At 39.2% G+C, this 24,030-nt stretch carries 24 protein-coding genes; 13 read left to right on the forward strand and 11 right to left on the reverse strand.

Annotated elements, in window-relative coordinates:
• Nucleotides 1–59 precede the first annotated feature (59 nt).
• The 6 genes from odhB to sdhC form a co-directional block, all read right to left on the reverse strand.
• Nucleotides 60–1,253, reverse strand: a complete 1,194-nt coding sequence (odhB, locus tag O1449_RS11030; protein WP_269228481.1) for a 2-oxoglutarate dehydrogenase complex dihydrolipoyllysine-residue succinyltransferase — start codon at nucleotides 1,251–1,253, stop codon at nucleotides 60–62.
• The gene (locus O1449_RS11035) at nucleotides 1,253–4,093 is read right to left on the reverse strand and encodes a 2-oxoglutarate dehydrogenase E1 component (RefSeq protein ID WP_269228482.1); all 2,841 of its coding nucleotides are present in this window, start codon (nucleotides 4,091–4,093) and stop codon (nucleotides 1,253–1,255) included. Before O1449_RS11035 ends, odhB begins: the two co-directional genes overlap by 1 nt.
• Before the next feature lie 741 nt (nucleotides 4,094–4,834).
• Nucleotides 4,835–5,545: a succinate dehydrogenase iron-sulfur subunit gene (locus O1449_RS11050; RefSeq protein ID WP_004664446.1), complete on the reverse strand. Its 711-nt coding sequence runs from the start codon at nucleotides 5,543–5,545 to the stop codon at nucleotides 4,835–4,837.
• Between the two features lie 14 nt (nucleotides 5,546–5,559).
• A complete protein-coding gene (gene sdhA, locus O1449_RS11055; RefSeq protein WP_269228483.1) occupies nucleotides 5,560–7,452 on the reverse strand; it encodes a succinate dehydrogenase flavoprotein subunit in 1,893 nt (630 codons plus the stop codon).
• Between the two features lie 12 nt (nucleotides 7,453–7,464).
• Complete coding sequence (gene sdhD / locus O1449_RS11060) at nucleotides 7,465–7,830, reverse strand: succinate dehydrogenase, hydrophobic membrane anchor protein (RefSeq protein WP_004908359.1); 366 nt, start codon at nucleotides 7,828–7,830, stop codon at nucleotides 7,465–7,467.
• A complete protein-coding gene (gene sdhC, locus O1449_RS11065) occupies nucleotides 7,830–8,231 on the reverse strand; it encodes a succinate dehydrogenase, cytochrome b556 subunit (RefSeq protein WP_018676974.1) in 402 nt (133 codons plus the stop codon). The genes sdhD and sdhC overlap by 1 nt, the downstream gene beginning before the upstream one ends.
• Nucleotides 8,232–9,130: 899 nt before the next feature.
• Between sdhC and gltA the strand changes: the two genes are divergently transcribed.
• On the forward strand, nucleotides 9,131–10,405 hold the full coding sequence (gltA, locus tag O1449_RS11070) for a citrate synthase (protein WP_269228484.1): 1,275 nt from the start codon (nucleotides 9,131–9,133) through the stop codon (nucleotides 10,403–10,405).
• A gap of 77 nt (nucleotides 10,406–10,482) precedes the next feature.
• On the opposite strand, the gene O1449_RS11075 is transcribed toward gltA, so the two are convergent.
• Nucleotides 10,483–11,148: a YARHG domain-containing protein gene (locus O1449_RS11075; protein ID WP_269238336.1), complete on the reverse strand. Its 666-nt coding sequence runs from the start codon at nucleotides 11,146–11,148 to the stop codon at nucleotides 10,483–10,485.
• Nucleotides 11,149–11,217: 69 nt separating this feature from the next.
• On the opposite strand from O1449_RS11075, the gene O1449_RS11080 reads away from it, so the two are divergent.
• Entirely contained in the window at nucleotides 11,218–11,874 is a 657-nt protein-coding gene (locus tag O1449_RS11080) for a DUF2306 domain-containing protein (protein ID WP_269238337.1), read from the forward strand.
• Here the strand turns inward: O1449_RS11080 and O1449_RS11085 are convergent.
• Nucleotides 11,871–12,362 (reverse strand): DUF1289 domain-containing protein, encoded by a 492-nt coding sequence (locus tag O1449_RS11085; RefSeq protein ID WP_269238338.1) that lies wholly within the window; start codon nucleotides 12,360–12,362, stop codon nucleotides 11,871–11,873. The genes O1449_RS11080 and O1449_RS11085 overlap by 4 nt on opposite strands.
• A gap of 109 nt (nucleotides 12,363–12,471) precedes the next feature.
• Here O1449_RS11085 and trhO point away from each other — a divergent pair, with 109 nt between their 5' ends.
• The 3 genes from trhO to tmpT all read left to right on the forward strand — a co-directional run bounded on the left by trhO (nucleotide 12,472) and on the right by tmpT (nucleotide 14,852).
• A complete protein-coding gene (gene trhO, locus O1449_RS11090; RefSeq protein ID WP_269238339.1) occupies nucleotides 12,472–13,404 on the forward strand; it encodes an oxygen-dependent tRNA uridine(34) hydroxylase TrhO in 933 nt (310 codons plus the stop codon).
• A gap of 145 nt (nucleotides 13,405–13,549) precedes the next feature.
• Nucleotides 13,550–14,167 carry a DedA family protein gene (locus O1449_RS11095; RefSeq protein WP_269238340.1) on the forward strand — a complete coding sequence of 206 codons (618 nt, stop codon included), beginning with the start codon at nucleotides 13,550–13,552 and terminating at the stop codon, nucleotides 14,165–14,167.
• A gap of 40 nt (nucleotides 14,168–14,207) precedes the next feature.
• Nucleotides 14,208–14,852 (forward strand): thiopurine S-methyltransferase, encoded by a 645-nt coding sequence (gene tmpT / locus O1449_RS11100; protein WP_269238341.1) that lies wholly within the window; start codon nucleotides 14,208–14,210, stop codon nucleotides 14,850–14,852.
• Between the two features lie 169 nt (nucleotides 14,853–15,021).
• On the opposite strand, the gene O1449_RS11105 is transcribed toward tmpT, so the two are convergent.
• Together O1449_RS11105 and O1449_RS11110 are read right to left on the reverse strand one after the other, a co-directional pair.
• On the reverse strand, nucleotides 15,022–15,546 hold the full coding sequence (locus tag O1449_RS11105) for a YecA/YgfB family protein (RefSeq protein WP_005161776.1): 525 nt from the start codon (nucleotides 15,544–15,546) through the stop codon (nucleotides 15,022–15,024).
• A 77-nt stretch (nucleotides 15,547–15,623) separates the two neighbouring features.
• The gene (locus O1449_RS11110; protein ID WP_004664469.1) at nucleotides 15,624–15,824 is read right to left on the reverse strand and encodes a PA3496 family putative envelope integrity protein; all 201 of its coding nucleotides are present in this window, start codon (nucleotides 15,822–15,824) and stop codon (nucleotides 15,624–15,626) included.
• Between the two features lie 350 nt (nucleotides 15,825–16,174).
• Between O1449_RS11110 and rpoD the strand changes: the two genes are divergently transcribed.
• From rpoD to O1449_RS11145, 7 genes are all read left to right on the forward strand, one after another.
• Nucleotides 16,175–18,058 carry an RNA polymerase sigma factor RpoD gene (gene rpoD, locus O1449_RS11115; protein ID WP_004664471.1) on the forward strand — a complete coding sequence of 628 codons (1,884 nt, stop codon included), beginning with the start codon at nucleotides 16,175–16,177 and terminating at the stop codon, nucleotides 18,056–18,058.
• A gap of 129 nt (nucleotides 18,059–18,187) precedes the next feature.
• The gene (locus tag O1449_RS11120; RefSeq protein ID WP_269238342.1) at nucleotides 18,188–18,475 is read left to right on the forward strand and encodes a YbeD family protein; all 288 of its coding nucleotides are present in this window, start codon (nucleotides 18,188–18,190) and stop codon (nucleotides 18,473–18,475) included.
• Between the two features lie 139 nt (nucleotides 18,476–18,614).
• Nucleotides 18,615–18,815, forward strand: coding sequence for a hypothetical protein (locus O1449_RS11125; protein ID WP_241337145.1), 201 nt, complete (start codon nucleotides 18,615–18,617; stop codon nucleotides 18,813–18,815).
• On the forward strand, nucleotides 18,805–19,455 hold the full coding sequence (gene lipB, locus O1449_RS11130; protein ID WP_269238343.1) for a lipoyl(octanoyl) transferase LipB: 651 nt from the start codon (nucleotides 18,805–18,807) through the stop codon (nucleotides 19,453–19,455). Before O1449_RS11125 ends, lipB begins: the two co-directional genes overlap by 11 nt.
• 81 nt (nucleotides 19,456–19,536) lie before the next feature.
• Nucleotides 19,537–20,070 carry a hypothetical protein gene (locus O1449_RS11135; protein ID WP_269228493.1) on the forward strand — a complete coding sequence of 178 codons (534 nt, stop codon included), beginning with the start codon at nucleotides 19,537–19,539 and terminating at the stop codon, nucleotides 20,068–20,070.
• A 1-nt stretch (nucleotide 20,071) separates the two neighbouring features.
• On the forward strand, nucleotides 20,072–21,256 hold the full coding sequence (locus O1449_RS11140) for an iron-containing alcohol dehydrogenase (protein WP_269238344.1): 1,185 nt from the start codon (nucleotides 20,072–20,074) through the stop codon (nucleotides 21,254–21,256).
• A 252-nt stretch (nucleotides 21,257–21,508) separates the two neighbouring features.
• A complete protein-coding gene (locus O1449_RS11145) occupies nucleotides 21,509–22,912 on the forward strand; it encodes an APC family permease (protein ID WP_269238345.1) in 1,404 nt (467 codons plus the stop codon).
• 53 nt (nucleotides 22,913–22,965) lie between these two features.
• Here O1449_RS11145 and O1449_RS11150 read toward each other — a convergent pair whose 3' ends face one another.
• Complete coding sequence (locus O1449_RS11150) at nucleotides 22,966–23,520, reverse strand: flavodoxin family protein (RefSeq protein WP_004664484.1); 555 nt, start codon at nucleotides 23,518–23,520, stop codon at nucleotides 22,966–22,968.
• A 118-nt stretch (nucleotides 23,521–23,638) separates the two neighbouring features.
• Here O1449_RS11150 and O1449_RS11155 point away from each other — a divergent pair, with 118 nt between their 5' ends.
• Complete coding sequence (locus O1449_RS11155; RefSeq protein WP_269230465.1) at nucleotides 23,639–24,013, forward strand: winged helix-turn-helix transcriptional regulator; 375 nt, start codon at nucleotides 23,639–23,641, stop codon at nucleotides 24,011–24,013.
• Nucleotides 24,014–24,030: the final 17 nt, after the last annotated feature.

Consider the following 24,030-nt stretch of genomic DNA (forward strand, 5'->3'; position numbering starts at 1 on the left):
AAATACCGTGACTGGTAGTCCCCCTTTATCAAAGGGGGATTTAGGGGGATTTAAATATGTTAAAGATCAAGAATGAGTTTAGCTGGTTCTTCTAACAATTCTTTAATTGTTACCAAGAAACCTACAGCTTCTTTACCATCGATTAAACGGTGGTCATAAGAAAGTGCTAAGTACATCATTGGCAAGATTTCAACTTGACCATTTACCGCCATAGGACGTTCTTGGATTTTGTGCATACCCAAAATTGCCGTTTGTGGTGTATTTAAAATCGGTGTAGATAACAATGAACCGAAAGTACCACCATTAGTAATCGTGAACGTACCGCCAGACATTTCTTCAATCGACAATTTACCTTCACGCGCTTTAGCAGCATAAGCCCCAATACCGTTTTCAACTTCAGCGTAGTTCATACGATCTGTATCACGAAGAATTGGTACAACTAAACCACGGTCAGAAGAAACTGCTACACCGATGTCATAGAAACCGTGATAAACAATATCATCACCATCAATAGATGCGTTTACAGCTGGATAGCGTTTTAATGCTTCAGTTGCCGCTTTAACGAAGAAAGACATAAAGCCTAAACGCGCACCATGACGTTTTTCGAAAGCATCTTTATATTGCTTACGCATTTCCATGATTGGCTTCATGTTAACTTCGTTGAACGTTGTTAACATTGCAGTTTGTTGTGTAGCTGCCAATAAACGCTCAGCAACACGCTTACGTAAACGTGTCATTGGAACACGTTTCTCGATACGCTCGCCGACAGCAACGCTTAATGGTTGAACTGATGCAGCAGGTTTAGCTTGATGGCTAGCAACATCTTCTTTAGTGATGCGACCACCACGGCCTGTACCTTGTACGTCAGCAGCATTGATACCAGTTTCAGATAATGCTTTACGAACTGCAGGCGCTTGGTTTTGATCAACTGCTTGAGTTGATGCAGCTGCTGGCGCAGATGCAACTGGAGCAGCTGCGGCTGGTGCAGCAGCTTCAGGAGCAGCGGCAGCAACAACACCAGCTTCGAATTGAGCAATCACTTCGTCAGAAAGAACTGTATCGCCTTCACCTTTGATGATTGCAACTAAGCTACCATCAGCTGGAGCAACCACTTCTAAAACAACTTTATCGGTTTCAATGTCACAGATCACTTCATCACGTGATACAGGTTCACCTACTTTCTTGTGCCAAGTTGCGATCGTACCGTCAGCAACTGACTCTGGAAATACCGGTGCTTTAATTTCGGTTGCCATTATTTAGAATCTCCTGATTGTTCAACTTCAATCGCAAGTGCGTCATTGATAAGCTGAGCTTGTTGTTTTGCATGCAAGTATGGCGAGCCACAAGCAGGTGCGGCAGATGCGTCACGACCAGCATAGCTAATACGAATTTGTTTACCTGATTTAAGAACGTCTTCATATAAACGAGGAACGATAAATAACCAAGCACCTTGGTTCTTCGGCTCTTCTTGTGCCCAAACAAGCTCTTGAATGTTTGGATACTGAGCCATAACCTCAGCTAAGCGTTGTTCTGGGTAAGGATACAATTGTTCAATACGAACGATCGCAATATGGTTTAAACCAAGCTCACGACGTTTTTCGAGTAAATCGTAGTAAACCTTACCACCACAAAGAACTAAACGAGTCACATCAGCTTTATTGATTTGATCAACTTCATCGATCACTGTTTGGAATGAACCGTTTGCTAATTCATCTAAAGTTGAAGTCGCAAGTTTATGACGAAGTAATGATTTTGGTGACATTACGATCATTGGCTTACGAATCGGACGAACCGCTTGACGACGCAATGCATGGAAAATCTGCGCTGGTGTTGTCGGTGTCATCACTTGCATATTGTCTTCAGCACAAAGCTGTAAGAAACGTTCTAATCGCGCAGATGAATGCTCTGGACCTTGGCCTTCATAACCGTGTGGTAACAACATTGTTAGGCCACACACACGCTCCCACTTGGTTTCACCCGAAGCGATAAATTGGTCAATAACAACTTGCGCACAGTTTGCGAAGTCACCAAATTGTGCTTCCCAAACGATTAAGCTTTTTGGCAATGTCGTTGAATAGCCATATTCAAATGCAAGCACTGCTTCTTCTGACAACAAAGAGTCATAGACCGCAGTACGTGGCTGATTTTCTTTTATATGACAAAGTGGAATATAAACCGAACCATCGACTTGGTTATGTAATTTGGCATGGCGGTGCGAGAATGTACCACGACCCACATCTTCACCCGTGATACGCACAAGGAAGCCATCGTCAAGCAAAGATGCATAAGCTAAAGTTTCAGCAGCACCCCAGTTCAGTGGCATTTCACCTGTTTGCATCTTCACGCGATCTTCGATCACTTTCTGAACTTGACGTTGTAATACAAAACCCTCTGGTAATGTATTCATTTTCAAACCTAGTTCTTTTAGACGATCGATGCTAAAAGTTGTATCCCAAATATCTGTGTATTCATGACCTAAATATGGCGACCAATCTACAAACATCTTTTTGTTTGGTTCAGTCACCAAAGCATTTGCAACGTGATTACCTGCTTCTAAATCAGAACGATAACCTTCCACCATTGCATCTGCACTAGCACGGTCAAGTACTTTTTCTTGAACCAATTGATCTGCATACAAGGTACGTGTTGTCGCTTTCTTGTTGATCACTTGATACATCAAAGGCTGAGTTGCAGATGGTTCATCTGCTTCGTTATGACCACGACGACGGTAGCAGAACAAGTCTAAGATCACGTCTTTACGGAAAGTATGACGGAAATCATGTGCAAGCTGAGTTACGAAAATCACAGCTTCAGGATCATCACCATTCACATGGAAAATCGGCGCCTGAATCATCTTCGCAACGTCAGTACAATACTCTGTAGAACGTGTATCACGCGGATCAGAAGTTGTGAAGCCCACTTGGTTATTGATCACGATGTGAACGGTACCGCCCACTGTGTAACCACGTGTTTGTGACATTTGGAAGGTTTCTTGGTTTACACCTTGACCCGCAAATGCAGCATCACCATGTACAATCACTGGAAGAACGTCATCGCCGCCAATATCTTTACGACGAACTTGACGTGCACGAACCGAACCTTCAACTACAGGGCCAACAATCTCTAAGTGTGATGGGTTAAACGCCAATGCTAAGTGAACTTCGCCACCCGGAGTCATTACGTTTGAAGAGAAACCTTGGTGATACTTAACGTCACCAGAACCTTTTTTATGTAGGCTCTTGCCTTCAAATTCACCAAAAAGATCCGCTGGGTTTTTACCCATGATGTTCACAAGAAGGTTGAGACGACCACGGTGTGGCATACCAATCACAACTTCTTTACAACCAACGCTGCCTGCACGTTGAATGATTTCATTCATCATTGGAATAAAAGACTCACCGCCTTCTACACCAAAACGTTTCGCACCAACGAATTTATTACCAAGATATTTCTCTAAGCCTTCCGCAGCGGTTAAACGCTCCAAGAAACCTTTTTTCTGATCATTGGTGTAATTGAATTTACCGCGAGCACCTTCCAAACGTTGTTGAATCCAACGCTTTTCTTTTGTATCAACGATATGCATGTATTCTGCACCGATTGAAGAGCAGTAAATTGCTTCCATGGATTCAACCATTTCAGACAATGTCGCTTCTGCTTTGCCAATCGCGAGGTTACCTGTATTAAATACAGTATCTAAATCAGATTTAGTTAAACCGTGTGCAGATAAATCAAGATCTGGAACTTCTTCGCGTTTCGCAAGACCTAATGGATCAAGTTTGGCTTTTTGATGACCACGGTTACGATAAGCAGCAATCAGTTGTAATACACCAATTTGACGACGCTCATGTTCTGTACTTACAGTGCTTTGTACAACAGGTTGAACTCGGTTTGAATTACGACCCAAAAGGAGGAATTGCTCGCGCACACTACCGTGTGGTTGATCACCTTTAGGGTATTTATCGAAATATTCACGCCAATCCTCTGACACTGAGGTTGGAGAAGTTAGGTACTGTTCGTAAAGCTCTTCAATATACGCTGCACTATCAGCGGAAAGTTCAGTGTCAAGACGCAGTGCGTCAGCAACTTCTTGCATTTTTGGACCCATTTCCTATTGCAAAAAATAATACAGGTTGCCTTTTAAGCACACCCATGATTCATAGTATCAAATTGGTAACATGACACTACTACTCAAGATCATCCAACCTTGAGACATTATCACTACACATCAGGAGTATTCCTTTTGATGTAATAAATGAGCTATGCACTTTCAATTCAAAGCACATAACTCATCCTTATACTCGATGAAATCGAGCAATTTTTTGCAAACCATTTTAGAAAAATTAACAAAAATATTAACTTTTCTAAATTGACTTTAACCCAAACTATATCCATACAATTGGTAAGCATTAGAGTGATATAACATCAGGAATATGCTTATTTTTTGCTTCAGGTCGTGGCGGAAATCGTACCATGTTCTCATGTACGAATTGATTTTTTTGACACATACCATCTATAAAGCAGCGAAATACACATTCTTAATTATATTCTAATATACCGCCCTTTTTATAATAGTTGCACCTTTATCGACCAAAGTTAAAGATTTTCTACAATTCTTGCACAAACATTATGCAGAGCGCCTAAAAATAGATCATTCATTTTTCTTATTAATCCAAGTCATTTTTCTTAAGCTCAAAATTTATAAATTTTCAAGACTCAATAATATTTTTAAGGACTCGATAATAAACCTTGCAAGCCCACCAACATAGAAAACTATTTAACCAAAATAAAAAAGGGAGCTTTTAAAAGCTCCCTTTTCACATGTCAGAAAACTGTATTAACCAGCTTGGTCTAACAACATATTACGAATGTGACCAATTGCCTTCGTCGGGTTTAAACCTTTAGGACATACAGACACACAGTTCATGATCCCTTTGCAACGGAACAAAGAGAATGGGTCGTCTAAACGAGCCAAACGCTCTTGTGTTGCCGTATCACGAGAGTCAATGATAAAGCGATATGCATTTAACAATGCAGATGGCCCGAGGAACTTATCAGGGTTCCACCAAAATGATGGGCATGATGTTGAACAACATGCACAAAGAATACATTCATACAGACCATCCAAGTGTTCACGTTCTGCTTGAGACTGTAAACGCTCTTTCGCTGGCGCTGGCTGATTGTTAATCAAGAACGGTTGGATTTTGTCATATTGATCGTAGAATTGATTCATATCTACAACCAAATCTTTTACCACTGGTAAACCTGGTAAAGGACGAATCACAATCTTCTCTGGTAAATCGTTCAAGTTCCACAAGCACGCTAAACCATTTTTACCATTGATGTTCACACCATCCGAACCACAAATACCTTCACGGCAAGAGCGACGGAATGTTAATGACTCATCTTGCACTTTCAACGCAAGTAACGCGTCAAGCAACATACGGTGCTTATCGGTTAACTCAAGTTTGAAAGTTTGCATGTACGGCGCTTTATCCTTATCAGGATCATAGCGGTAGATTTCGAATGTACGAGTGCCTCTACTCATCTTTGTTCTCCCGATTAGAATGTACGTGGTTTAGGTTCAATTGCTTCAACCGTTAACGGGCTGAAACGTACCGGCTTATATTCAAGACGGTTGTCTGATGAATACCATAAAGTATGCTTCATCCATTCATCATCACGACGACCGTAAGAATAAGTTGGATGATCAGGTGCTAACTCATAGTCAACAACTGTATGTGCACCACGACATTCTTTACGTGCAGCAGCAGAAATCAAAGTCGCTTTCGCAACTTCATATAAGTTTTCAACTTCTAATGCTTCAACACGTGCAGTGTTAAATACTTTAGATTTATCTTTCAAATGAATATTACGAACACGTGGTTCAATCGCAAGAATTTCTTTTACACCTTTATCAAGCAATGCTTGAGTACGGAATACACCCGCGTGATCCTGTACGATGTCACGGATTGCATCAGCAACTTCTTGTGCATTCTCACCCGTAGTTGAATCATCTAACTTACGAATACGCCCTAAAGTATTTGCTAATACATCAGTTGGAAGCGGTTGGTAATCATCACCGTGATGTTTAGTCACATAATCAATGATGTGTTCACCAGCAGCTTTACCAAATACTACAAGGTCAAGCAATGAGTTAGTACCTAAACGGTTTGCACCATGTACAGATACACAAGAACATTCGCCAATTGCATAGAAACCTTTCACAGGTTTTACGTAATCGCGCGTACCTTTATAGGTATATTCTTTCGTGTCTTTATCATAATGCGCAGAGAATTCACCCTCTTCCACACCATGAGGCACAACCACTTGACCATGAATATTCGTAGGAATACCACCCATTTGATAATGGATCGTAGGTACAACTGGAATTGGCTCTTTCGTACAGTCAACGTTTGCGAACTTCTTACCAATCTCAAATACAGATGGTAGACGTTTCATAATCGTTTCAGCACCCAAATGCGTCATATCTAACAAGATATAATCCGCCTTAGGACCACAACCACGACCTTCTTTAATTTCTTGGTCCATAGAACGTGATACGAAGTCACGTGGTGCCAAGTCTTTTAAAGTTGGTGCATAACGTTCCATGAATGGTTCGCCGTCTTTGTTACGAAGGATACCACCTTCACCACGACAACCTTCAGTTAACAATACGCCTGCGCCTGCAACACCCGTTGGGTGGAATTGCCAGAATTCCATATCTTGTAATGGAATACCTGCACGAGCAGCCATACCAAGACCATCACCCGTATTGATATACGCATTGGTAGATGCACGGTAAACACGACCAGCACCACCCGTAGCAAATAGAGTCGCTTTTGCTTGGAATACTGCAATATTACCTGTTTCTTGATCAATTGCGGTTACACCAAGAACATCACCCGCTTCGTTACGGATCAAGTCCAAAGCAATCCATTCAACGTAAAACTGAGTACCCATTTTTACGTTGCTTTGATACAAAGTATGAAGTAGCGCATGACCTGTACGGTCAGCAGCAGCACACGCACGTGGAACTGCTTTTTCACCATAGTTTGCTGAGTGACCACCAAATGGACGTTGATAAATCGTACCATCTTCGTTACGGTCAAACGGCATACCTAAGTGTTCAAGCTCGTAAACAACTTTTGGCGCTTCACGGGTCATAAACTCGATTGCGTCCTGATCGCCTAACCAGTCAGAACCTTTAACCGTGTCATAGAAGTGATAATGCCAGTTATCTTCTTGCATGTTACCTAACGACGCACCGATACCACCTTGGGCAGCAACTGTGTGCGAACGTGTTGGGAATACTTTGGTCAATACAGCAACTTTTAAACCAGCTTGAGCAAGTTGGTAAGAAGCACGCATACCTGAACCACCACCACCAACGATCACAGCGTCAAATGATAAGGTCTGAATATTCGAATAATTTTCTTTAGAGATAATCGCCATGTTCTATTCCTATCAATTTGCCCAGAAAATCTGGATACCCCAGATTGCGTACACAAACACTGAAATAATGACAGCAGAAGTCAATACAAGGCGTAAACCTGAAGCCGAAGGCCCCATTTGACGAGTCGTTACATAATCAGTAAAGACTTGCCACATACCAATCCAAGCATGAGCAACAAGTGACAATACGGCCAATAAAGAGAAAATCTTCATTGGTAGAGTCAACATAAAGCCAGCCCACTGTTCGTAACCAAATCCGCTATTACACAAGATCCAACCGAACATCACCACAGTATAGGCAGCTAAAACCACAGCACTAACACGCTGGATATACCAATCGCGAGAACCTGAACCTGTTAAACCTGTAGCACTTTTCATCAGAACATAATCCATACAAATGCCGCGAGAATACCGATCGCAGACAAGATCAATGAAATAGTAGCTGCAATACGACCGCTTTGAAGTTCCTCAGCAAAACCAAGGTCAGCAAGTAAATGCTTTACCCCAGCAATGAAGTGAAAAATTAAGCCAGCTACAAATACCCATACGATGAAACGTACACAGATATTTCCGAAAACGACATTTTTAACGTAGTCAAATCCTTCTGGTGAAGATAAAGATTTATCCAAAATCCATAAAAGAACAGCGACTAATAAGAAAACGATTACACCTGATAAACGGTGTAGAATTGATGCAATAGCCACGGGTGAGCGTAAATTTACCGCTAACACCTGACCCATGGACAAATTGACAGGTCTGTTGCTTTTCACAGCGGGCATCCTGTAGGTAGAAACTCCATCCGGAGTTTGTTTGAATTAATTCAAAGGAAAGCTGGCATAGTCAGGCAAGCATAATGCACGCCTAACCTATATAACGACAACGAATTATAAAACGTGAAATATCAAAATACAAACAATCAGTTTTCGCTTTAGTCGAAAATTCAATGAAATAAGAATCATTCACATTTAATGCGTATATAAGCTGCGCTGGAAACCGCAATAGAACCCAATATATTACTGTTATATAAAAATAAAACATGAGTTATTATTTTTTAGTTTACTAAATTTTTTGTCAAAATTATTTCTAATATATTTCAATAACACTCCGCTAAATGTCTAAAAATTAATCAAAAACTACAATCTTAAATATAGGCGAAAATAATACCCCTCATTTATATATTAAATATCAGGGATCAATAATCTGTTTCCTCATACTAGATACTCACAAAAAATAAGCTATTTTTTATACAATTAATCGCACCACAATGAATCAATTATGACTCGATATATAAAACTTTTAATCTATTTTTTAATGGATAGTTAATTCTAAACCCTGAGATATATAGGCTTTTGAATTATGGTAAGTATTTATTTTTTAAGCACCAAAATATAACTCGGATAAAAATTTACTTACAATTGTACTGGTGCTTCATTTTTTTTATGCACCTCAAACCTGATTTGACATATTATACTCGACCGATGCTGTGATTTTACTCAATTTTTTCTTTGATACTGAATGACTAATTGACTGCAATAACGTTATTTTTTATCCCTAAGTATAATTGACAAAATTTTAGTAGCCACTAATCTTATAGCAAATTTTGACACCGTCTGATTCGCATACGACAAGATTAGGATTTCGAGTCAGATAATCATTCACCAGGACAGGAGATCTTTGAATGTCTGCAGCAACTGGCAAAAAAGCCGTATTACAGCTTGATGGCAAAGAAATTGAATTACCAATTTACAGCGGTACATTGGGCCCAGATGTAATTGACGTTAAAGATGTATTGGCATCTGGTCATTTTACTTTCGATCCTGGTTTTATGGCGACAGCTGCTTGCGAATCTAAGATCACATTCATTGATGGTGACAAAGGTGTGTTATTACACCGTGGCTATCCGATTGATCAATTAGCGACTCAAGCAGACTATTTAGAAACTTGCTACTTATTATTAAATGGCGAGCTTCCAAATGCTGAACAGAAAGCAGAGTTTGATGCTAAAGTTCGCAACCACACTATGGTTCATGACCAAGTAAGCCGTTTCTTTAATGGTTTCCGTCGTGATGCTCACCCTATGGCAATTATGGTTGGTGTAGTAGGTGCATTATCTGCGTTTTATCACAACGGTTTAGACATCGAAGATGTTAACCATCGTGAAATTACTGCAATTCGCTTAATCGCGAAAATCCCTACGCTTGCAGCGTGGAGCTATAAGTACACTGTAGGTCAACCATTCATTTACCCACGTAATGACTTAGGTTATGCAGAAAACTTCTTGCACATGATGTTTGCAACTCCTGCTGATCGTGACTACAAAGTAAATCCTGTTCTTGCACGTGCAATGGATCGTATCTTTACGCTTCATGCTGACCACGAGCAAAATGCATCTACTTCTACAGTTCGTCTTGCTGGTTCTACTGGTGCGAACCCATATGCATGTATCTCTGCTGGTATCTCTGCACTTTGGGGACCTGCTCACGGTGGTGCAAACGAAGCTGTACTTAAAATGTTAGATGAAATTGGTAGCGTAGAAAACGTTGCTGAATTCATGGAAAAAGTGAAGAGCAAAGAAGTTAAACTCATGGGCTTCGGTCACCGTGTTTACAAAAACTTCGATCCACGTGCGAAAGTCATGAAACAAACTTGTGACGAAGTACTTGAAGCTTTAGGTATCCAAGATCCACAACTTGCTCTTGCAATGGAACTTGAAAGAATTGCGCTTTCTGATGAATACTTCATCAAGCGTAACTTATATCCAAACGTAGACTTCTATTCAGGTATCATCTTAAAAGCGATTGGTATCCCAACAGAAATGTTTACTGTAATCTTCGCGCTTGCACGTACAGTTGGTTGGATCAGCCACTGGTTAGAAATGCACAGCGGTCCTTACAAGATCGGTCGTCCACGTCAGCTTTACACAGGCTCGACTCAACGCGACATCCAACGTTAATTTTATTTTTAAAATTAATGTTAAAAAAGCTGCCAAATGGCAGCTTTTTTATTAGAAACAGTATTCATCAAAATGAATTAACGCCCCCAATCTACATCTTTTGCATACGGCTCAACCATTTTAATACGCTTTATATTTTCTTTCTCAATTTGAGTTAGACGTGTATCCACATTGGTATAGCAAGGCATATACCAATCATATTGCGAAAATGTAGTTGCCCAATTTTTGTTCTGAAAAGCATAACCATGACGTGCATAAATTTCATTACGCATATATTGCAACTGCCCTAGAGGCACTTGTAAATCAGCATCTTTCAACAAACGCACAGAAGCATCAGGAAACTCACCTTGCCCTTTTGCATATTTACATTGCTGCGCATTTAAACTAAAAAATTTCGGTTTCACCATTTTCGTTGTAGACAACCACTGAGCTTCAATCGGTGAAGTATTACCCTTATATTCTAAAATAAACTGACCAACACTTACCCCCTGTCCAATTTCATTTAAAGTCAAAGTGTGATTCAAGTCAGTTTGCTGAATTTTCCCTTTAAAATTTAGTTGCTTACCATTTAACAGACTATAACCTGTAATATCACTGCCTTTTTGCTGCATGAACAAAGAAATTTTTTGCTCATCGTTATATAACCCTGTCCATGAAGGTGCTATTTGAGGGGATTGTGCTAAAGTCAGCGTAGTGCTTGATAAAATAGCAATCGCAATTAATAATTGTTTAGGCTTATTCATTTTAATGCTCTCATCTAAAAAAACTATTTCAATTATTTTGCTTGCACAGCATATCAGTGATCAATATTTATGTGGAAAATACTCAACCGATTCTCTCAATTGATCATCATATTAGTTTTTGGCTATCTATCTTGGTTAATGCTTAAAATCTGCCTGAATTATTTCCCTTGGTCGGATAGCACCAATTTTTTAGTTCTTAAGCAAGATGTCGTACACACTCAGCCTTGGCGCTTTGCATTTCAAACTCATGTTATCACTAGCAGCTTGGTATTATTGGCAGGTTTTACCCAATTCTCACATTCAATTCGTAATAACACACCACGTTTACATCGCTGTGCAGGCTGGCTTTATATTGTTGCAACACTTGGAGCCGCCTTGCCTAGCGGCTTCATTCTTGCAATCTCAGCAAATGGCGGTTTTAGTACCCAAATTTGCTTTGTGATTCTAGGATTATTATGGGGAACAAGTACCCTATTTGCACTTTATTATGCTTTTGAAAAAAAATGGATTGCACATCGTAACTGGATGATTCGGAGCTTTGCTTTAGCCTTATCTGCATTAAGCTTAAGAACATGGAAACTTGCACTTTACCAAATTCAACCCTATTGGGATTGGCTTACACCAATCCACATTTATCAGCTTGAAGCATGGTTAGGCTGGACGATCAATCTATTAATCGCTGAAATAGTTATTTATTGGCTAACTTTTCGTAAAAAATCTTTTTAGATCTCATCTTCTTCTAGGGCACGTAACAAGGTTGCACTGATACCATCCGCACGTAACCATGCCAATTCATAACTCGCCTTAGCCAAAGCCAACACACGACGCTCAAACTCATCCCAAATGGGTTTAACCTGTGAATCTGTAATGCCTAGCCCACTATCATGTGCCAAATGCTTATTCTTCTCGCAAATTTTCAAAGCATGATACAACTTCCGCCCTGTAGTGGCTGTCTCTAAGACACGAATATGTTTACTGTGAATAAAACCTTCAATATGTTGAAGATTGGCGTGAGGTAGCAAAGGCACCAAAATTTGATTCAGCTGCGCATCTAAGCGCTTCCACACCATGAGCCTTTGCTCTGGCGTATAAGTATTCCATTGAATCACTTCATGATTGAAACGGCGACAACCACGACAAACCAGATCACCAAATACCGTTGAACAACGTCCTGCACAGGGGGTCAATGATGGAATTCGACGATCGTTACTCAAAACCAACTCCTTTAAAACCATATTTGTTTTATGGCTTTCTCGCTTATTTTCAGATTTCGCGCTAAAATGTGCGCCTTATTTTTCTATCTTAATACATTTGGAGTTATCCATGAACGCTACTGTAGAACAGCTTGCACCTGTAGAACAGCAAGCGACCAATAATTGGGTTGTTGCGGCACTATATCAATTTAAAGAAGTTTCAGATGCAGCTGACCTGCAACAACGTCTTTTGAACTTAGTGAAGAGCATCAATTTATGTGGAACTCTGATTGTAGCGTCTGAAGGAATTAATGGAACTGTTGCTGGCGACCGTACCGCGATTGATACCGTTCATCAATTCCTTTTAAACGAAGGGTTTAATGCAATGGAATATAAAGAGTCTGAAAGCTCTGAGAAACCATTTCGTAAAATGAAAATTAAACTTAAAAAAGAAATTGTCACTTTAGGTGTTGAAGTTAAACCACGTGATTTAGTGGGTCACTATCTAGACCCTAAAGAATGGAACGATTTAATTAGTCGTGATGATGTGATCCTGATCGACACTCGTAATGACTATGAATACAAAGCTGGTACATTTAAAGGCGCGATTGATCCGAAAACTGAAAGTTTCCGTGAATTTCCTGAATATGTAAAACAAAACCTTGAACAACATAAAGACAAAAAAATTGCGATGTTCTGTACAGGCGGTATTCGTTGCGAGAAATCAACGTCTCTACTTCTACAAGAAGGCTTTAATGAAGTTTATCACCTCAAAGGCGGTATTTTAAAATATCTAGAAGAAACCCCTGCCGAAGAAAGTATGTGGGAAGGTGAATGCTTCGTATTTGATGGTCGTACGGCGGTGACTCACGGCGTTGAAGAAGGTGAAAATATTAAGTGTCACGCTTGTGGATGGCCACTTACTAAAGTTGAAGCTGAATTACCAAGCTATGAACACGGCGTGTCTTGTGTTTACTGTATTGATAAAACTACGGATAAACAAAAAGCTGGCTTCCGTATGCGTCAGTCACAAATTGCAGCGGCAAAACGCAAACGCCTATAAATTAGTATAAACATTTAATAAAAAGCCTTAGCTCAAACTAAGGCTTTTTTATTTTAATCATCAAGATTATTAACCAATACATCATTGAGAGTTATTTAGACAACCATTATTCTAAACCCTAACTCACAAATCACATTTAGGCGCTATGGGACTGGAAGACTGGGTATTATCCATCATGGAGAAACTAGGATACTTGGGTATCGCATTCTTAATGTTTCTTGATAATATTTTCCCACCGATTCCATCCGAAATCATTATGCCATCCGCAGGTTATACTGCGGCAAAAGGTGAACTGACTTTAATCGGAGTGATTATTGCTGGTAGTATCGGCTCACTTCTAGCCGCGGCATTACTGTATTGGATGGGTAGAAAGATCCCGCAACACCACCTTTTTACTCTTGTAGAACGCTACGGAAAATACCTCCGTATTAGTGTTGCTGATCTTGAAAAATCATTGGTTTGGTTTGAAAAATATGGACATAGAATCGTTTTTTTTGGTCGTATGGTACCTGCGGTTCGCTCTTTAATTAGTATCCCAGCAGGTATGAGCAAAATGCCTTTTAGTAAGTTCATGGCTTACAGTGCTGCAGGTACAATTCTTTGGACCACTCTTCTTGCCTATGTTGGCTATCATTTTAGTGAAAATCCAGCATTGATGAGTGCTATTACACAACGTATTGGCACTATTATTTTAGCTATTGCAATAGCATACGTACTTTGGTTCTTAATCAAGAAATTCTATTTATCAAAAAATAGTAGATGACATTTTCAACTCTATTTAAATGAATACTGAGGTTCAAATAATGCAACATGATTTTTGGCATGACAAATGGCAAAACAATAATATTGGTTTTCATCAAGACCAACCTCACGCCCTACTCACCCAATATTTTAGATCATTAGATTTAAAGCCTCATGCTCGTATTTTTGTTCCACTTTGTGGTAAAAGTTTAGATATAAGCTGGCTAATAAATCAGGGTTATCAAATAGTTGGTATTGATCTTAGCCCTATTGCAATCCAAGATCTTATTTCAAATTTAGAGTTGAGTTTTAAAGAGACGGAATCAGGTGAATTGACTCACTATCAACATCCTCAAATTGAATTATTCGTTGGTGATTTTTTTCAATTAACAGCACAACAACTTGGGGATATAGATGCTGTTTATGATCGAGCTGCTCTAATCGCTCTTCCACCACAAATGCGAAGCCAATATACACAACATTTGTTAGACATTACAAAACAAGCACCTCAGCTATTAATTAGCCTTGAATATGATCAAAACCTACTTCAAGGACCGCCGTTTTCCGTTCCTGAACATGAATTAACTGAGCATTATGCAACGCATTACCAAATTAAATTATTGGAAACGATAACAGAGAATCTTAAGGGTAAAGTAATCGCCCATGAAAATGCTTGGTCTCTGAGTAAATCACCACAAATAAACTAAATAGTGCAGACGCATATCAAAGGATTGAAAGTGATCTCGACTTGATGCTTCCTCAATCACAAAAACCTTAACTCCCAAACGAGATATAAAAAACGTCCTCTAAAGGACGTTTAATATTTAATTTGGTGTCAAATTATGCATTACTTTTGTAACTACATAAGATGTAGCATCACGCAGGCGTATGGTACATGAGATAAATTTCGTTCAAATTATCAGGAATTTCTTCCGCTAATTCATCCATCAATTGACCATTACGACGGAAAGACTCCATTTGAGGATCTTCTTCATCAATGCCACTAAACACCATAATTGGTAAAGTTAAATCAACCAATTGTTCTTCAAACTCTGGAGCAAACCATGCCTCTTCATTCAAGAACATTGCATCAACAAAACCAACGCTCCAATCACCTAAACTTGAATCAACATCTGCTTCTTCAATTTCAAAAGGGAATTCAATTCCGTTTTCATTGGCTAAATCTTGACGAATAGACTCTAACCAAGCTTTGATTTGTTCAATGATTTCACTAGGAACTTTCTTTTGGTTACTCTCAAAAAGCTCATCCAACCAACGATCAAATTTTGGACCAACCGCGATAGCACACAAAAAGCCATGAGTCGCTGCAAAATCTAAACCGTGCTCATTTTGATCACCGTCAAGAAAATTACTCAATAAGTCTAAATCTAATGTGCTCATTTTATGATCCAAATTTTAAATACATCGGCAACAGCATAACATTTTCAAACATAAAGTCTTAGCAATTTCGCTTCACTTTAGTCATCCAAATCATCGTCGTCGAAATCATAATCGAAATCTTTTAATTCTCGTTCTAAACGGCGTTGAGCGAGTAGATCATCAATCAAACGGCGCTTTTCTAATGATTCTTTGGCACTGATTTTGCCTGATGACTCATCAAAACCAACATCATCCTCACCGTAGTTATCATCATCTAATTCGAAATCTGTAGAAGACACTAACAGTACCTCTAAATGAAAAAATATAAATGGGTCTAGCCGCTATTTATCGGTCTTATCCAACCTTGTCAAGTTTTATTTGATTTTTTCACTATAAAATGGTGTTTTGTACTTTTTTTAATCGTTTTTTTTGTGTATTTATATTCTAACAATTGTAAAAATGAAAAAATTCTTGAATAGGAATTCTCTGCTTGAAAAATTATGACACACCCCCATATTTAAGAAACTACAGTTCAATCCAACCTATTTTTTATTTAAAGCGAGCGGATCAAATCCAAAACATTCCTCGTGAATTGTGCTATCATGCACGGTTTTTCACCGCCACAGATTCAACAAAAGAGTAAGCAAAGATGAGCGATATGAATTCCCCTACTTCGCAAGTAGCGGCTCTGATTAGCCGAGGCAAAGAACAAGGTTACTTAACTTACGCTGAGGTTAACGATCATCTACCAGACTCAATTACGGAAAGTGAGCAGATTGAAGACATCATCCAGATGCTTCAAGACGTTGGTATTCCAGTGCATGAACGTGCACCAGAAACTGATGACACCATGTTTGGTGAATCTACTGAAGCTGCAGACGAAGTCGCTGAAGAAGAAGCTGCTGCCGTATTAGCATCGGTTGAAAGTGAGCCTGGTCGTACCACTGACCCTGTACGTATGTACATGCGTGAAATGGGGACAGTTGAACTTTTAACACGTGAAGGCGAAATTAGCATTGCAAAACGTATCGAAGAAGGTATTCGTGACGTTTTACATTCAATTGCTTATTGGCCAAATGCTGTTGAAGTCGTTTTACAAGAATATAATGACTTTTTAACAGGTGAGCGTCGTCTTGCCGATATTCTTTCTGGCTACTTAGACCCAGAAACTGATGATGACATTCCAGAAGTACTGGAAGAAGAAGCAGAACTTGAAGAAGCTGAAAGTGCTTCACCTGCGACAAAAGATGTAAAACTTGATGATGATGACGAAGACGAAGAATCTGAAGGTGATGATGATTCTGAAGGTGAATCTGGACCTGACCCTGAAATTGCTAAAGTTCGTTTTTCTGAACTAGAAGCTGCTTGGAATGATACAAAAGCAATTGTAGCAAAACATGGTCGTAATAGTGACGAAGCAAAAGCTGCACTAGAAGCTTTAGCTGCTGTCTTTATGATGTTTAAATTCACACCACGTTTATTTGACATCATTTCAGAAATGATTCGCGGCACACATGAACAAATTCGTACCAATGAACGTGAAATCATGCGTTATGCAGTGCGTCGTGGTCGTATGGATCGTAATCAATTCCGTACAACTTTCCCTGAACAAGAGTCAAATCCAGCTTGGTTAGATGAACAAATCGCGAAAGCCCCTGCTGAAACCAAAGCACATTTAGAAAAAGTGCGTCCTGACGTATTGGCATTCCAACAGAAGATTGCCGATATTGAGAAAGACCTTGGTTTGAACGTAAAAGATATCAAAGATATCTCTAAGCGTATGGCAGTTGGTGAAGCAAAAGCACGTCGTGCCAAGAAAGAAATGGTTGAAGCAAACTTACGTTTGGTTATTTCAATTGCGAAGAAATATACCAACCGTGGCTTACAATTCCTTGATTTAATTCAAGAAGGTAACATTGGTTTGATGAAGGCTGTAGACAAGTTTGAATATCGTCGTGGTTATAAATTCTCGACCTATGCAACTTGGTGGATTCGTCAGGCGATTACACGTTCGATTGCCGATCAAGCGCGTACTATTCGTATTCCAGTCCACATGATTGAAACGATTAACAAGATCAATCGTGTATCACGTCAACTTCTTCAAGAAATGGGGCGTGAACCGACACCTGAAGAATTAGGTGAACGTCTTGAAATGGACGAGGTTAAAGTTCGTAAAGTACTTAAAATCGCAAAAGAACCGATTTCGATGGAAACACCGATCGGTGATGATGAAGATTCACATCTTGGTGACTTCATTGAGGACTCAAACATCACATCTCCAGTCGACGCTGCGACCTCAGAAGGTTTAAAAGAAGCGACTCGTGAAGTGCTTGAAAATTTAACAGAACGTGAAGCTAAAGTGTTAAAAATGCGTTTTGGTATCGATATGCCAACCGACCATACTTTAGAAGAAGTGGGTAAACAGTTTGACGTAACACGTGAACGTATCCGTCAGATTGAAGCGAAAGCGTTACGTAAACTTCGCCACCCTTCTCGCTCTGAACACTTACGTTCATTCTTGGAAAATGACTAATTGATGGGAAGTTTTGAGTGATGGTGAGAGCCACCGTTCAAAACTTGAAATTAAACATTCCATCCCCATCTAGTTATTAGATCATAAGCGCCTGCACTGATGCAGGCGTTTCAAATTAAGAGGTTGCTCATGTTAGACCGCACTCCTTCTCGTGAATTACAAGAACATCTTTGGGTTTTCCCAATGGACTATCCAATCAAATTGATTGGTGATGCTGGGGATGAACTTCGAGTGGCTGTTGTTGATATTTTGCAGAAGCACTTCCCTGAATTCGATGGTGGTACAGTAAAGATACAACCTTCACGTACAGGTAAATACCATTCTTTGACCGCACAATTACGCTTCGAAGAATTGGAACAAGTTCATGCGCTATATGCTGATCTTGCAGCCTGCCCTTTAATTAAGACGGCGCTTTAAAAGATTAAGGGCGTACAATAGTACGCCCACTCATAAAATTTCATTTCAAATACTAAATCAATAATACATGAAGCTAATCCTAATTGTTTTCATCATTTTAATATGGAGTTTTGCTTGCTTCTATGCTGGTTCTTTCAGTATGCAATTTCATCAAAATTTATGTTATAGCGAAACGCTATCTATCTTAGGTGAAAATTCTATAAAAATATCAAATTCAGGCGACCCAATAATATTTATAAAATGGGCTAAGTTTATTCATAACCTTCCTATTGCTGGATACGAATCAAACTGTGCAGAAATACTTGAACATGTAAAGCAAGGCGTTAAAAATGAGTTCTAAACCCTCCTTAATCGTTCGTTGTTTCAATGATCTACAAGACTACACAGCTCGTTTTGAAGCAATGAAAGACTTCACAACCAATCGCGATGAAACCACACCCGATGAAGTTTGGTTATTACAACATCAAGATGTTTTGACTCAAGGGCAAGCAGGTAAAGTTGAACATATCCTTACGCACAGTAACCTTCCAGTTGTCCATACTGATCGCGGGGGACAGGTCACTTGGCATGGTAAGGGTCAACTGGTCGCATATTTTTTGATTGATCTAAACCGTCTAAAATGGCATGTCCGTACATTAGTCAGCTTTGCTGAGCAGGTCATGATCGATCTACTCAAACAATACAATATCGAGGCTTACGCTAAGCCTGATGCACCAGGTGTGTATGTTGATGGTCGTAAAATTGGATCTTTAGGTTTTAAAATTCGCCGTGGTCGTAGTTACCACGGTTTAGCCTTAAATATTGATTGTGACCTAAGTGGTTTTCAAACCATTAATCCTTGTGGATACGCAGGTTTAGAAATGGTACGCTTGCAAGACCTGCTTGAAGATTACCCAAGCTTTGAGCAACTTTGTCATGATTTTATTAGCTATTTACAAAATACGAATTTCTTTCATGACCTTGTAGTCAAATCTGAATAAACTACTTTTAAATTCCAAAGAAATAAATTAGAGTAATTACTCTAAATTTGCTTTTGCATAATTTTAACAAGGGATACGCGAGTGATTTCGACCAAAGCAGTGAAGCCCACTTTGCAATTTGCCTACGTAAAACTCATGATGGATGTCGTCGGTCGTGGTTTAGTAATGGCAAGCCAAGTGGATGAAGAAGTACAACAGGAAGTCTCTAAATTTCCAGTTGGCTTTGTACTTTCAATGAATGTTTTCCCAAATGGTCCTGCATTTATTGCACGAGTGACCGAAGAAAAACAATTAGAGCTTTTATCCAACTATAAAGGCAAACCTGATTTAACAATTACCTTCAAACATTTAACTCATGCTTTTCTGGTATTTTCTTTCCAAGAAAGTACCGCTCAAGCATTTGCCAATGACCGTATGATTGCGGATGGTGATGTTTCAAGCGCCATTCGCTTAGTGCGTTGTTTAAATAAAATGGAAGCGTTAATTCTACCTAAATTGATTGCCTCACTTGCTGTGAAACGCTATCCAGCTGAATTAACATTCAAAGAAAAATTCACTGGCGCAAAAAATATCTACCTCAAAGTCGCACAATCATACTTCAAACGGAGCGCATAACATGGCTAAGCCTTATTACGAATTTTTCTGTCCTGTAAAAGTAATTGCTGGTAACGCCGCGTTAGAGCACATCCCTTTTGAACTTGCGACTCTAGGCGCAAAACGCCCAATGATCATTACCGATAAAGGCGTACGTGCAAATGGTCTACTCAGCCCAATTGAAGCTGCTTTTAGCACCACAGATGCTGTAATTGGTGCAATTTTTGATGATGTTCCACCCGATTCAAGCTTGGAAGTGGTACGCGCAGCAGCACAACTATATCGCGAAAAAAAATGTGATGCGATTATTGCGATTGGTGGTGGTTCGGTTATTGATACATCGAAAGCAACTAATATTTTAGTTTCAGAAGGTGGCGATGATTTATTGCAATACTCAGGTGCGCATAACCTACCAAAACCATTAAAGCCATTCTTTGTCATTCCGACAACCTCTGGTACAGGTTCTGAAGCAACAATGGTTGCTGTCGTTTCTGATACGCAAAAAAATGTCAAACTTGCATTTGCTTCTTACTACCTCATGCCACATGCTGCAATTCTTGATCCGCGCATGACACAAACATTGCCACCACACCTAACCGCAATGACAGGTATGGATGCACTAACTCACTGTGTTGAAGCTTATACCTGCTTAGCAGCGAATCCTTTAAGCGATGCTTATGCAAGCGCGGGTATCAAGAAAATTAGTGAAAACTTATTTAAAGTTTTAGACAACCCAAGTGATGCCCAAGGTCGCTTAGAACTTGCTCAAGCATCAACAATGGCTGGGATTGCATTCTCGAACTCAATGGTGGGCTTGGTACACTCACTCGGTCATGCCTTAGGTGCTGTTGCTCACCTACCCCATGGTCTTTGCATGAACTTATTCTTGCCATATGTGCTTGAATACAACAAAGAAGTCAATGGCGCCAAGATTGGTGAATTATTATTGCCACTTGCTGGTGCAGATATTTATGCACAAACGCCTGCAAACTTACGTGCAGATAAAGCCATTGCAACGATCTTAACCATGCGTGATCGTTTATTCACGCTGACTAAACTTCCTCGTACTTTACGTGAAACAGGTAAAGTGACTGAAGCTCAGTTAGATGAAGTTGCTGAAAAAGCATTAAATGATGGCTCAATCATCTACAATCCAAAAGAAGCAAATTTAGAAGATCTTCGTGCAATTTTGCAAAAAGCATGGTAATTCATTAAGTTAAATAAATAATTTAATGTATCAAGCCCCGATATCAATCTGTTATCGGGGCTTTTATATTTTGAATGAATCTTTATTCATCTATTTGTCTACCTATTTGGCAAAAAAATTGCTAAAACAAGCATAAAAGTACTGACAATTTATAACAAACTACGATAAATTGGCGCACTTCTATTTTCTGTAGCAGGGATCATTTTCGTCTCAAATGATCCTTAAACCATAGCTGATCCTTGATCAACGATTATGAGGATAACGCCGTTGACAAATACTTCTGGGACTCCATCGGTAGCTAAACTACAAAAAACGCTTGGTCTCTGGCACATTATCATTATTGGCTTGGCCTATATTCAACCGATGACCTTGTTTGACACTTTCGGTCTGGTATCAGAAGAAAGCCATCATCATGTTCCAACCTCTTATATTGTGGCATTGATTGCGATTTTGTTTACATCGCTAAGCTATGGGCATATGATTCGCCGCTATCCATCTTCAGGATCGGCTTATACGTACGCACAAAAATCAATCCATCCCAATGTTGGCTTTATGGTGGGCTGGTCTTCTTGGCTTGATTATTTACTATCGCCAATGGTAAATATTATCTTGGCAGGAATTTATCTTGAAGCCTTATTTCCAAATGTAAATCATTGGATTTGGGTAATTGTATTAACAGCCTTTATGACTGGTATCAATTTACGTGGCGCTCGTTTTGTTGCAAACTTTAATAGTCTGATTGTTTTAGTGCAACTGATTGTCATTGGGGTGTTTACGTACTTAGTCTATAGCAAATTACAAATGGGCTATAATGCTGAAGGCCTAATTACTGCAGAAACACGCTATCAACTTTGGAGCTTACAACCGTTCTGGAATGAGCTAACCTCTATTGGTGCGTTAATTACAGGTGCGACTTTACTGTGCTTTTCATTTACAGGTTTTGATTCTCTAAGCTCTCTTGCAGAAGAAACCAAAGATACTGAAAAGACCTTACCAAAAGCGATTTTCTTGACAGCATTATTCGCAGGTGTAATTTTTATTATCAGCACCTACTTTATGCAAATCTATTTCCCTAATGATCCAAAGAGCTATTTCCAAGATGTCGCTGCAACACAGCCAGATATTTTATTATTGGTGGGTGGTTCGCTGTTCCAGTCTTACGTTTTAGCGTTTGCAATTGTGACTGTCATGGCATCTGGTATTTCGGCTCATGCCGGCGTATCTCGTTTAATGTATGTAATGGGACGAGATGGTGTCATTAATAAGAAAATCTTTGGTCATATTAGCCCAAAGAACTTCACCCCTTCTTATAACATTATCATTGTCGGTATTGTCGCCTTAGCTGCTGGACGCATGAGTTTGGATATTGTGATTTCAATGATCAGCTTTGGTGCTTTGATTGCATTTACTTTTGTAAATCTCTCAGTAATTTCTCGCTATGCACTGCGTGATGGTCGAACCAAAAATATCAAAGATATCTTCAACTTTGTTATTATTCCATTGCTAGGCTTTCTGAGCGTTTTTGCAATGTGGTTAGAAATTGAAGAGACCGCGCTGAAATATGGTTTATGGTGGGCAATGTTTGGTGTTTTATATTTAGGCTATAAAACCAAAGGCTTTAAATATAATGCCCCTCAACACAATGAACACGAATAAAATCATCTAAATCTAAAAAGGCGCTAAATGCGCCTTTTTATTAACTCAAAAACTTAGCTGTGCAGTTTTTCAACAATTGATTTAACACGTTCCGCATACAGCTTCGCTGTTTCTAAGTCCCCTGTTGGAATCTCATCTACACTCGCATCAGAAGGTGATTGAACCAGTAAACCAACAGAACCGCCTAAATTATTCACATCTTCGCGTTTTGCAGCTTTGGTATTGGCTGGAAGTAAACCTAAACTCACCCAAATACCACCATGCTGAGAAGCTAAGGTTTGTAATTGAATTAATGTCACTTGTTTATCACCATTTAAACTCGCACTGTTTGTAAAACCTGCAAAAACTTTATCTTGCCAACCACGCGTGAACCATACCTTTGAGGAAGCATCAGCAAATTTCTTAAATTGCCAAGGTGCTGTTCCCATATATGTAGGTGCACCAAATACAATCGCTTGGGCATCATTTAACGTTTGCCAGTCTTGCTCTGTAATTTCACCGTTCTGATCGATTTCAATTAATGTAGCATCAATCGGTTGTGCAAAAGTTTGTGCAATTACTTTGGTGTGACCATAACCAGAGAAATAAACCACTGCAATTTTTGTCATGAGATGATCCAAAATTTTTTAAAAAGTTCGATTTAATGATATATTTTAGAAACTAGGTGTCAATTAGTTACCAATAGGTAACTAGGTGTGCTAAATGAATAAATCGAGAGTTAAAAACATGAATCAGGCATTAAAATATAATATTTATCAACAACATTGCCCTGCTCGATTATTTTTTGAAAAAATTGCAGATAAATGGGTTTTGTTGATCATCAATATACTTGCAAAAGAAACTCAGCATTTTAATTTACTCAAAAAAAGTATTCAGGGTATTTCCCCAAAAGTGCTTTCACAAAAACTAAAAATGTTAGAACGAGATGGATTTATTACAAGACAAGTACAAGATACTGCACCCATTCGTGTTGATTACTCATTAACCCCACTCGGCTTAGAAGTCGCAAAAATGGCATATCAATTAAAAGACTGGGCAGAAAGTAATATTGAACAAGTCATTTATGCACAGCAACGTTTTGATGCAATACAAGAACAATAATTCTAATCATTCAGTGA

The organism is Acinetobacter sp. TR3 (assembly GCF_027105055.1).
Classification (GTDB): Bacteria; Pseudomonadota; Gammaproteobacteria; order Pseudomonadales; family Moraxellaceae; genus Acinetobacter.

Bases quoted from the DNA above. Each gene is read 5' to 3' on its own strand.
- O1449_RS11050 (WP_004664446.1), bottom strand. From the start codon at position 5,545: ATGAGTAGAGGCACTCGTACATTCGAAATCTACCGCTATGATCCTGAT.
- trhO (WP_269238339.1), top strand. From the start codon at position 12,472: ATGAACGCTACTGTAGAACAGCTTGCACCTGTAGAACAGCAAGCGACC.
- gltA (WP_269228484.1), top strand. From the start codon at position 9,131: ATGTCTGCAGCAACTGGCAAAAAAGCCGTATTACAGCTTGATGGCAAA.
- tmpT (WP_269238341.1), top strand. From the start codon at position 14,208: ATGCAACATGATTTTTGGCATGACAAATGGCAAAACAATAATATTGGT.
- O1449_RS11150 (WP_004664484.1), bottom strand. From the start codon at position 23,520: ATGACAAAAATTGCAGTGGTTTATTTCTCTGGTTATGGTCACACCAAA.
- O1449_RS11080 (WP_269238337.1), top strand. From the start codon at position 11,218: ATGTGGAAAATACTCAACCGATTCTCTCAATTGATCATCATATTAGTT.
- odhB (WP_269228481.1), bottom strand. From the start codon at position 1,253: ATGGCAACCGAAATTAAAGCACCGGTATTTCCAGAGTCAGTTGCTGAC.
- sdhA (WP_269228483.1), bottom strand. From the start codon at position 7,452: ATGGCGATTATCTCTAAAGAAAATTATTCGAATATTCAGACCTTATCA.
- O1449_RS11120 (WP_269238342.1), top strand. From the start codon at position 18,188: ATGTTAGACCGCACTCCTTCTCGTGAATTACAAGAACATCTTTGGGTT.
- sdhC (WP_018676974.1), bottom strand. From the start codon at position 8,231: ATGCCCGCTGTGAAAAGCAACAGACCTGTCAATTTGTCCATGGGTCAG.
- sdhD (WP_004908359.1), bottom strand. From the start codon at position 7,830: ATGAAAAGTGCTACAGGTTTAACAGGTTCAGGTTCTCGCGATTGGTAT.
- lipB (WP_269238343.1), top strand. From the start codon at position 18,805: ATGAGTTCTAAACCCTCCTTAATCGTTCGTTGTTTCAATGATCTACAA.
- O1449_RS11095 (WP_269238340.1), top strand. From the start codon at position 13,550: ATGGGACTGGAAGACTGGGTATTATCCATCATGGAGAAACTAGGATAC.
- O1449_RS11105 (WP_005161776.1), bottom strand. From the start codon at position 15,546: ATGAGCACATTAGATTTAGACTTATTGAGTAATTTTCTTGACGGTGAT.
- O1449_RS11035 (WP_269228482.1), bottom strand. From the start codon at position 4,093: ATGCAAGAAGTTGCTGACGCACTGCGTCTTGACACTGAACTTTCCGCT.
- rpoD (WP_004664471.1), top strand. From the start codon at position 16,175: ATGAGCGATATGAATTCCCCTACTTCGCAAGTAGCGGCTCTGATTAGC.
- O1449_RS11145 (WP_269238345.1), top strand. From the start codon at position 21,509: ATGAGGATAACGCCGTTGACAAATACTTCTGGGACTCCATCGGTAGCT.
- O1449_RS11140 (WP_269238344.1), top strand. From the start codon at position 20,072: ATGGCTAAGCCTTATTACGAATTTTTCTGTCCTGTAAAAGTAATTGCT.
- O1449_RS11075 (WP_269238336.1), bottom strand. From the start codon at position 11,148: ATGAATAAGCCTAAACAATTATTAATTGCGATTGCTATTTTATCAAGC.
- O1449_RS11125 (WP_241337145.1), top strand. From the start codon at position 18,615: ATGCAATTTCATCAAAATTTATGTTATAGCGAAACGCTATCTATCTTA.
- O1449_RS11155 (WP_269230465.1), top strand. From the start codon at position 23,639: ATGAATCAGGCATTAAAATATAATATTTATCAACAACATTGCCCTGCT.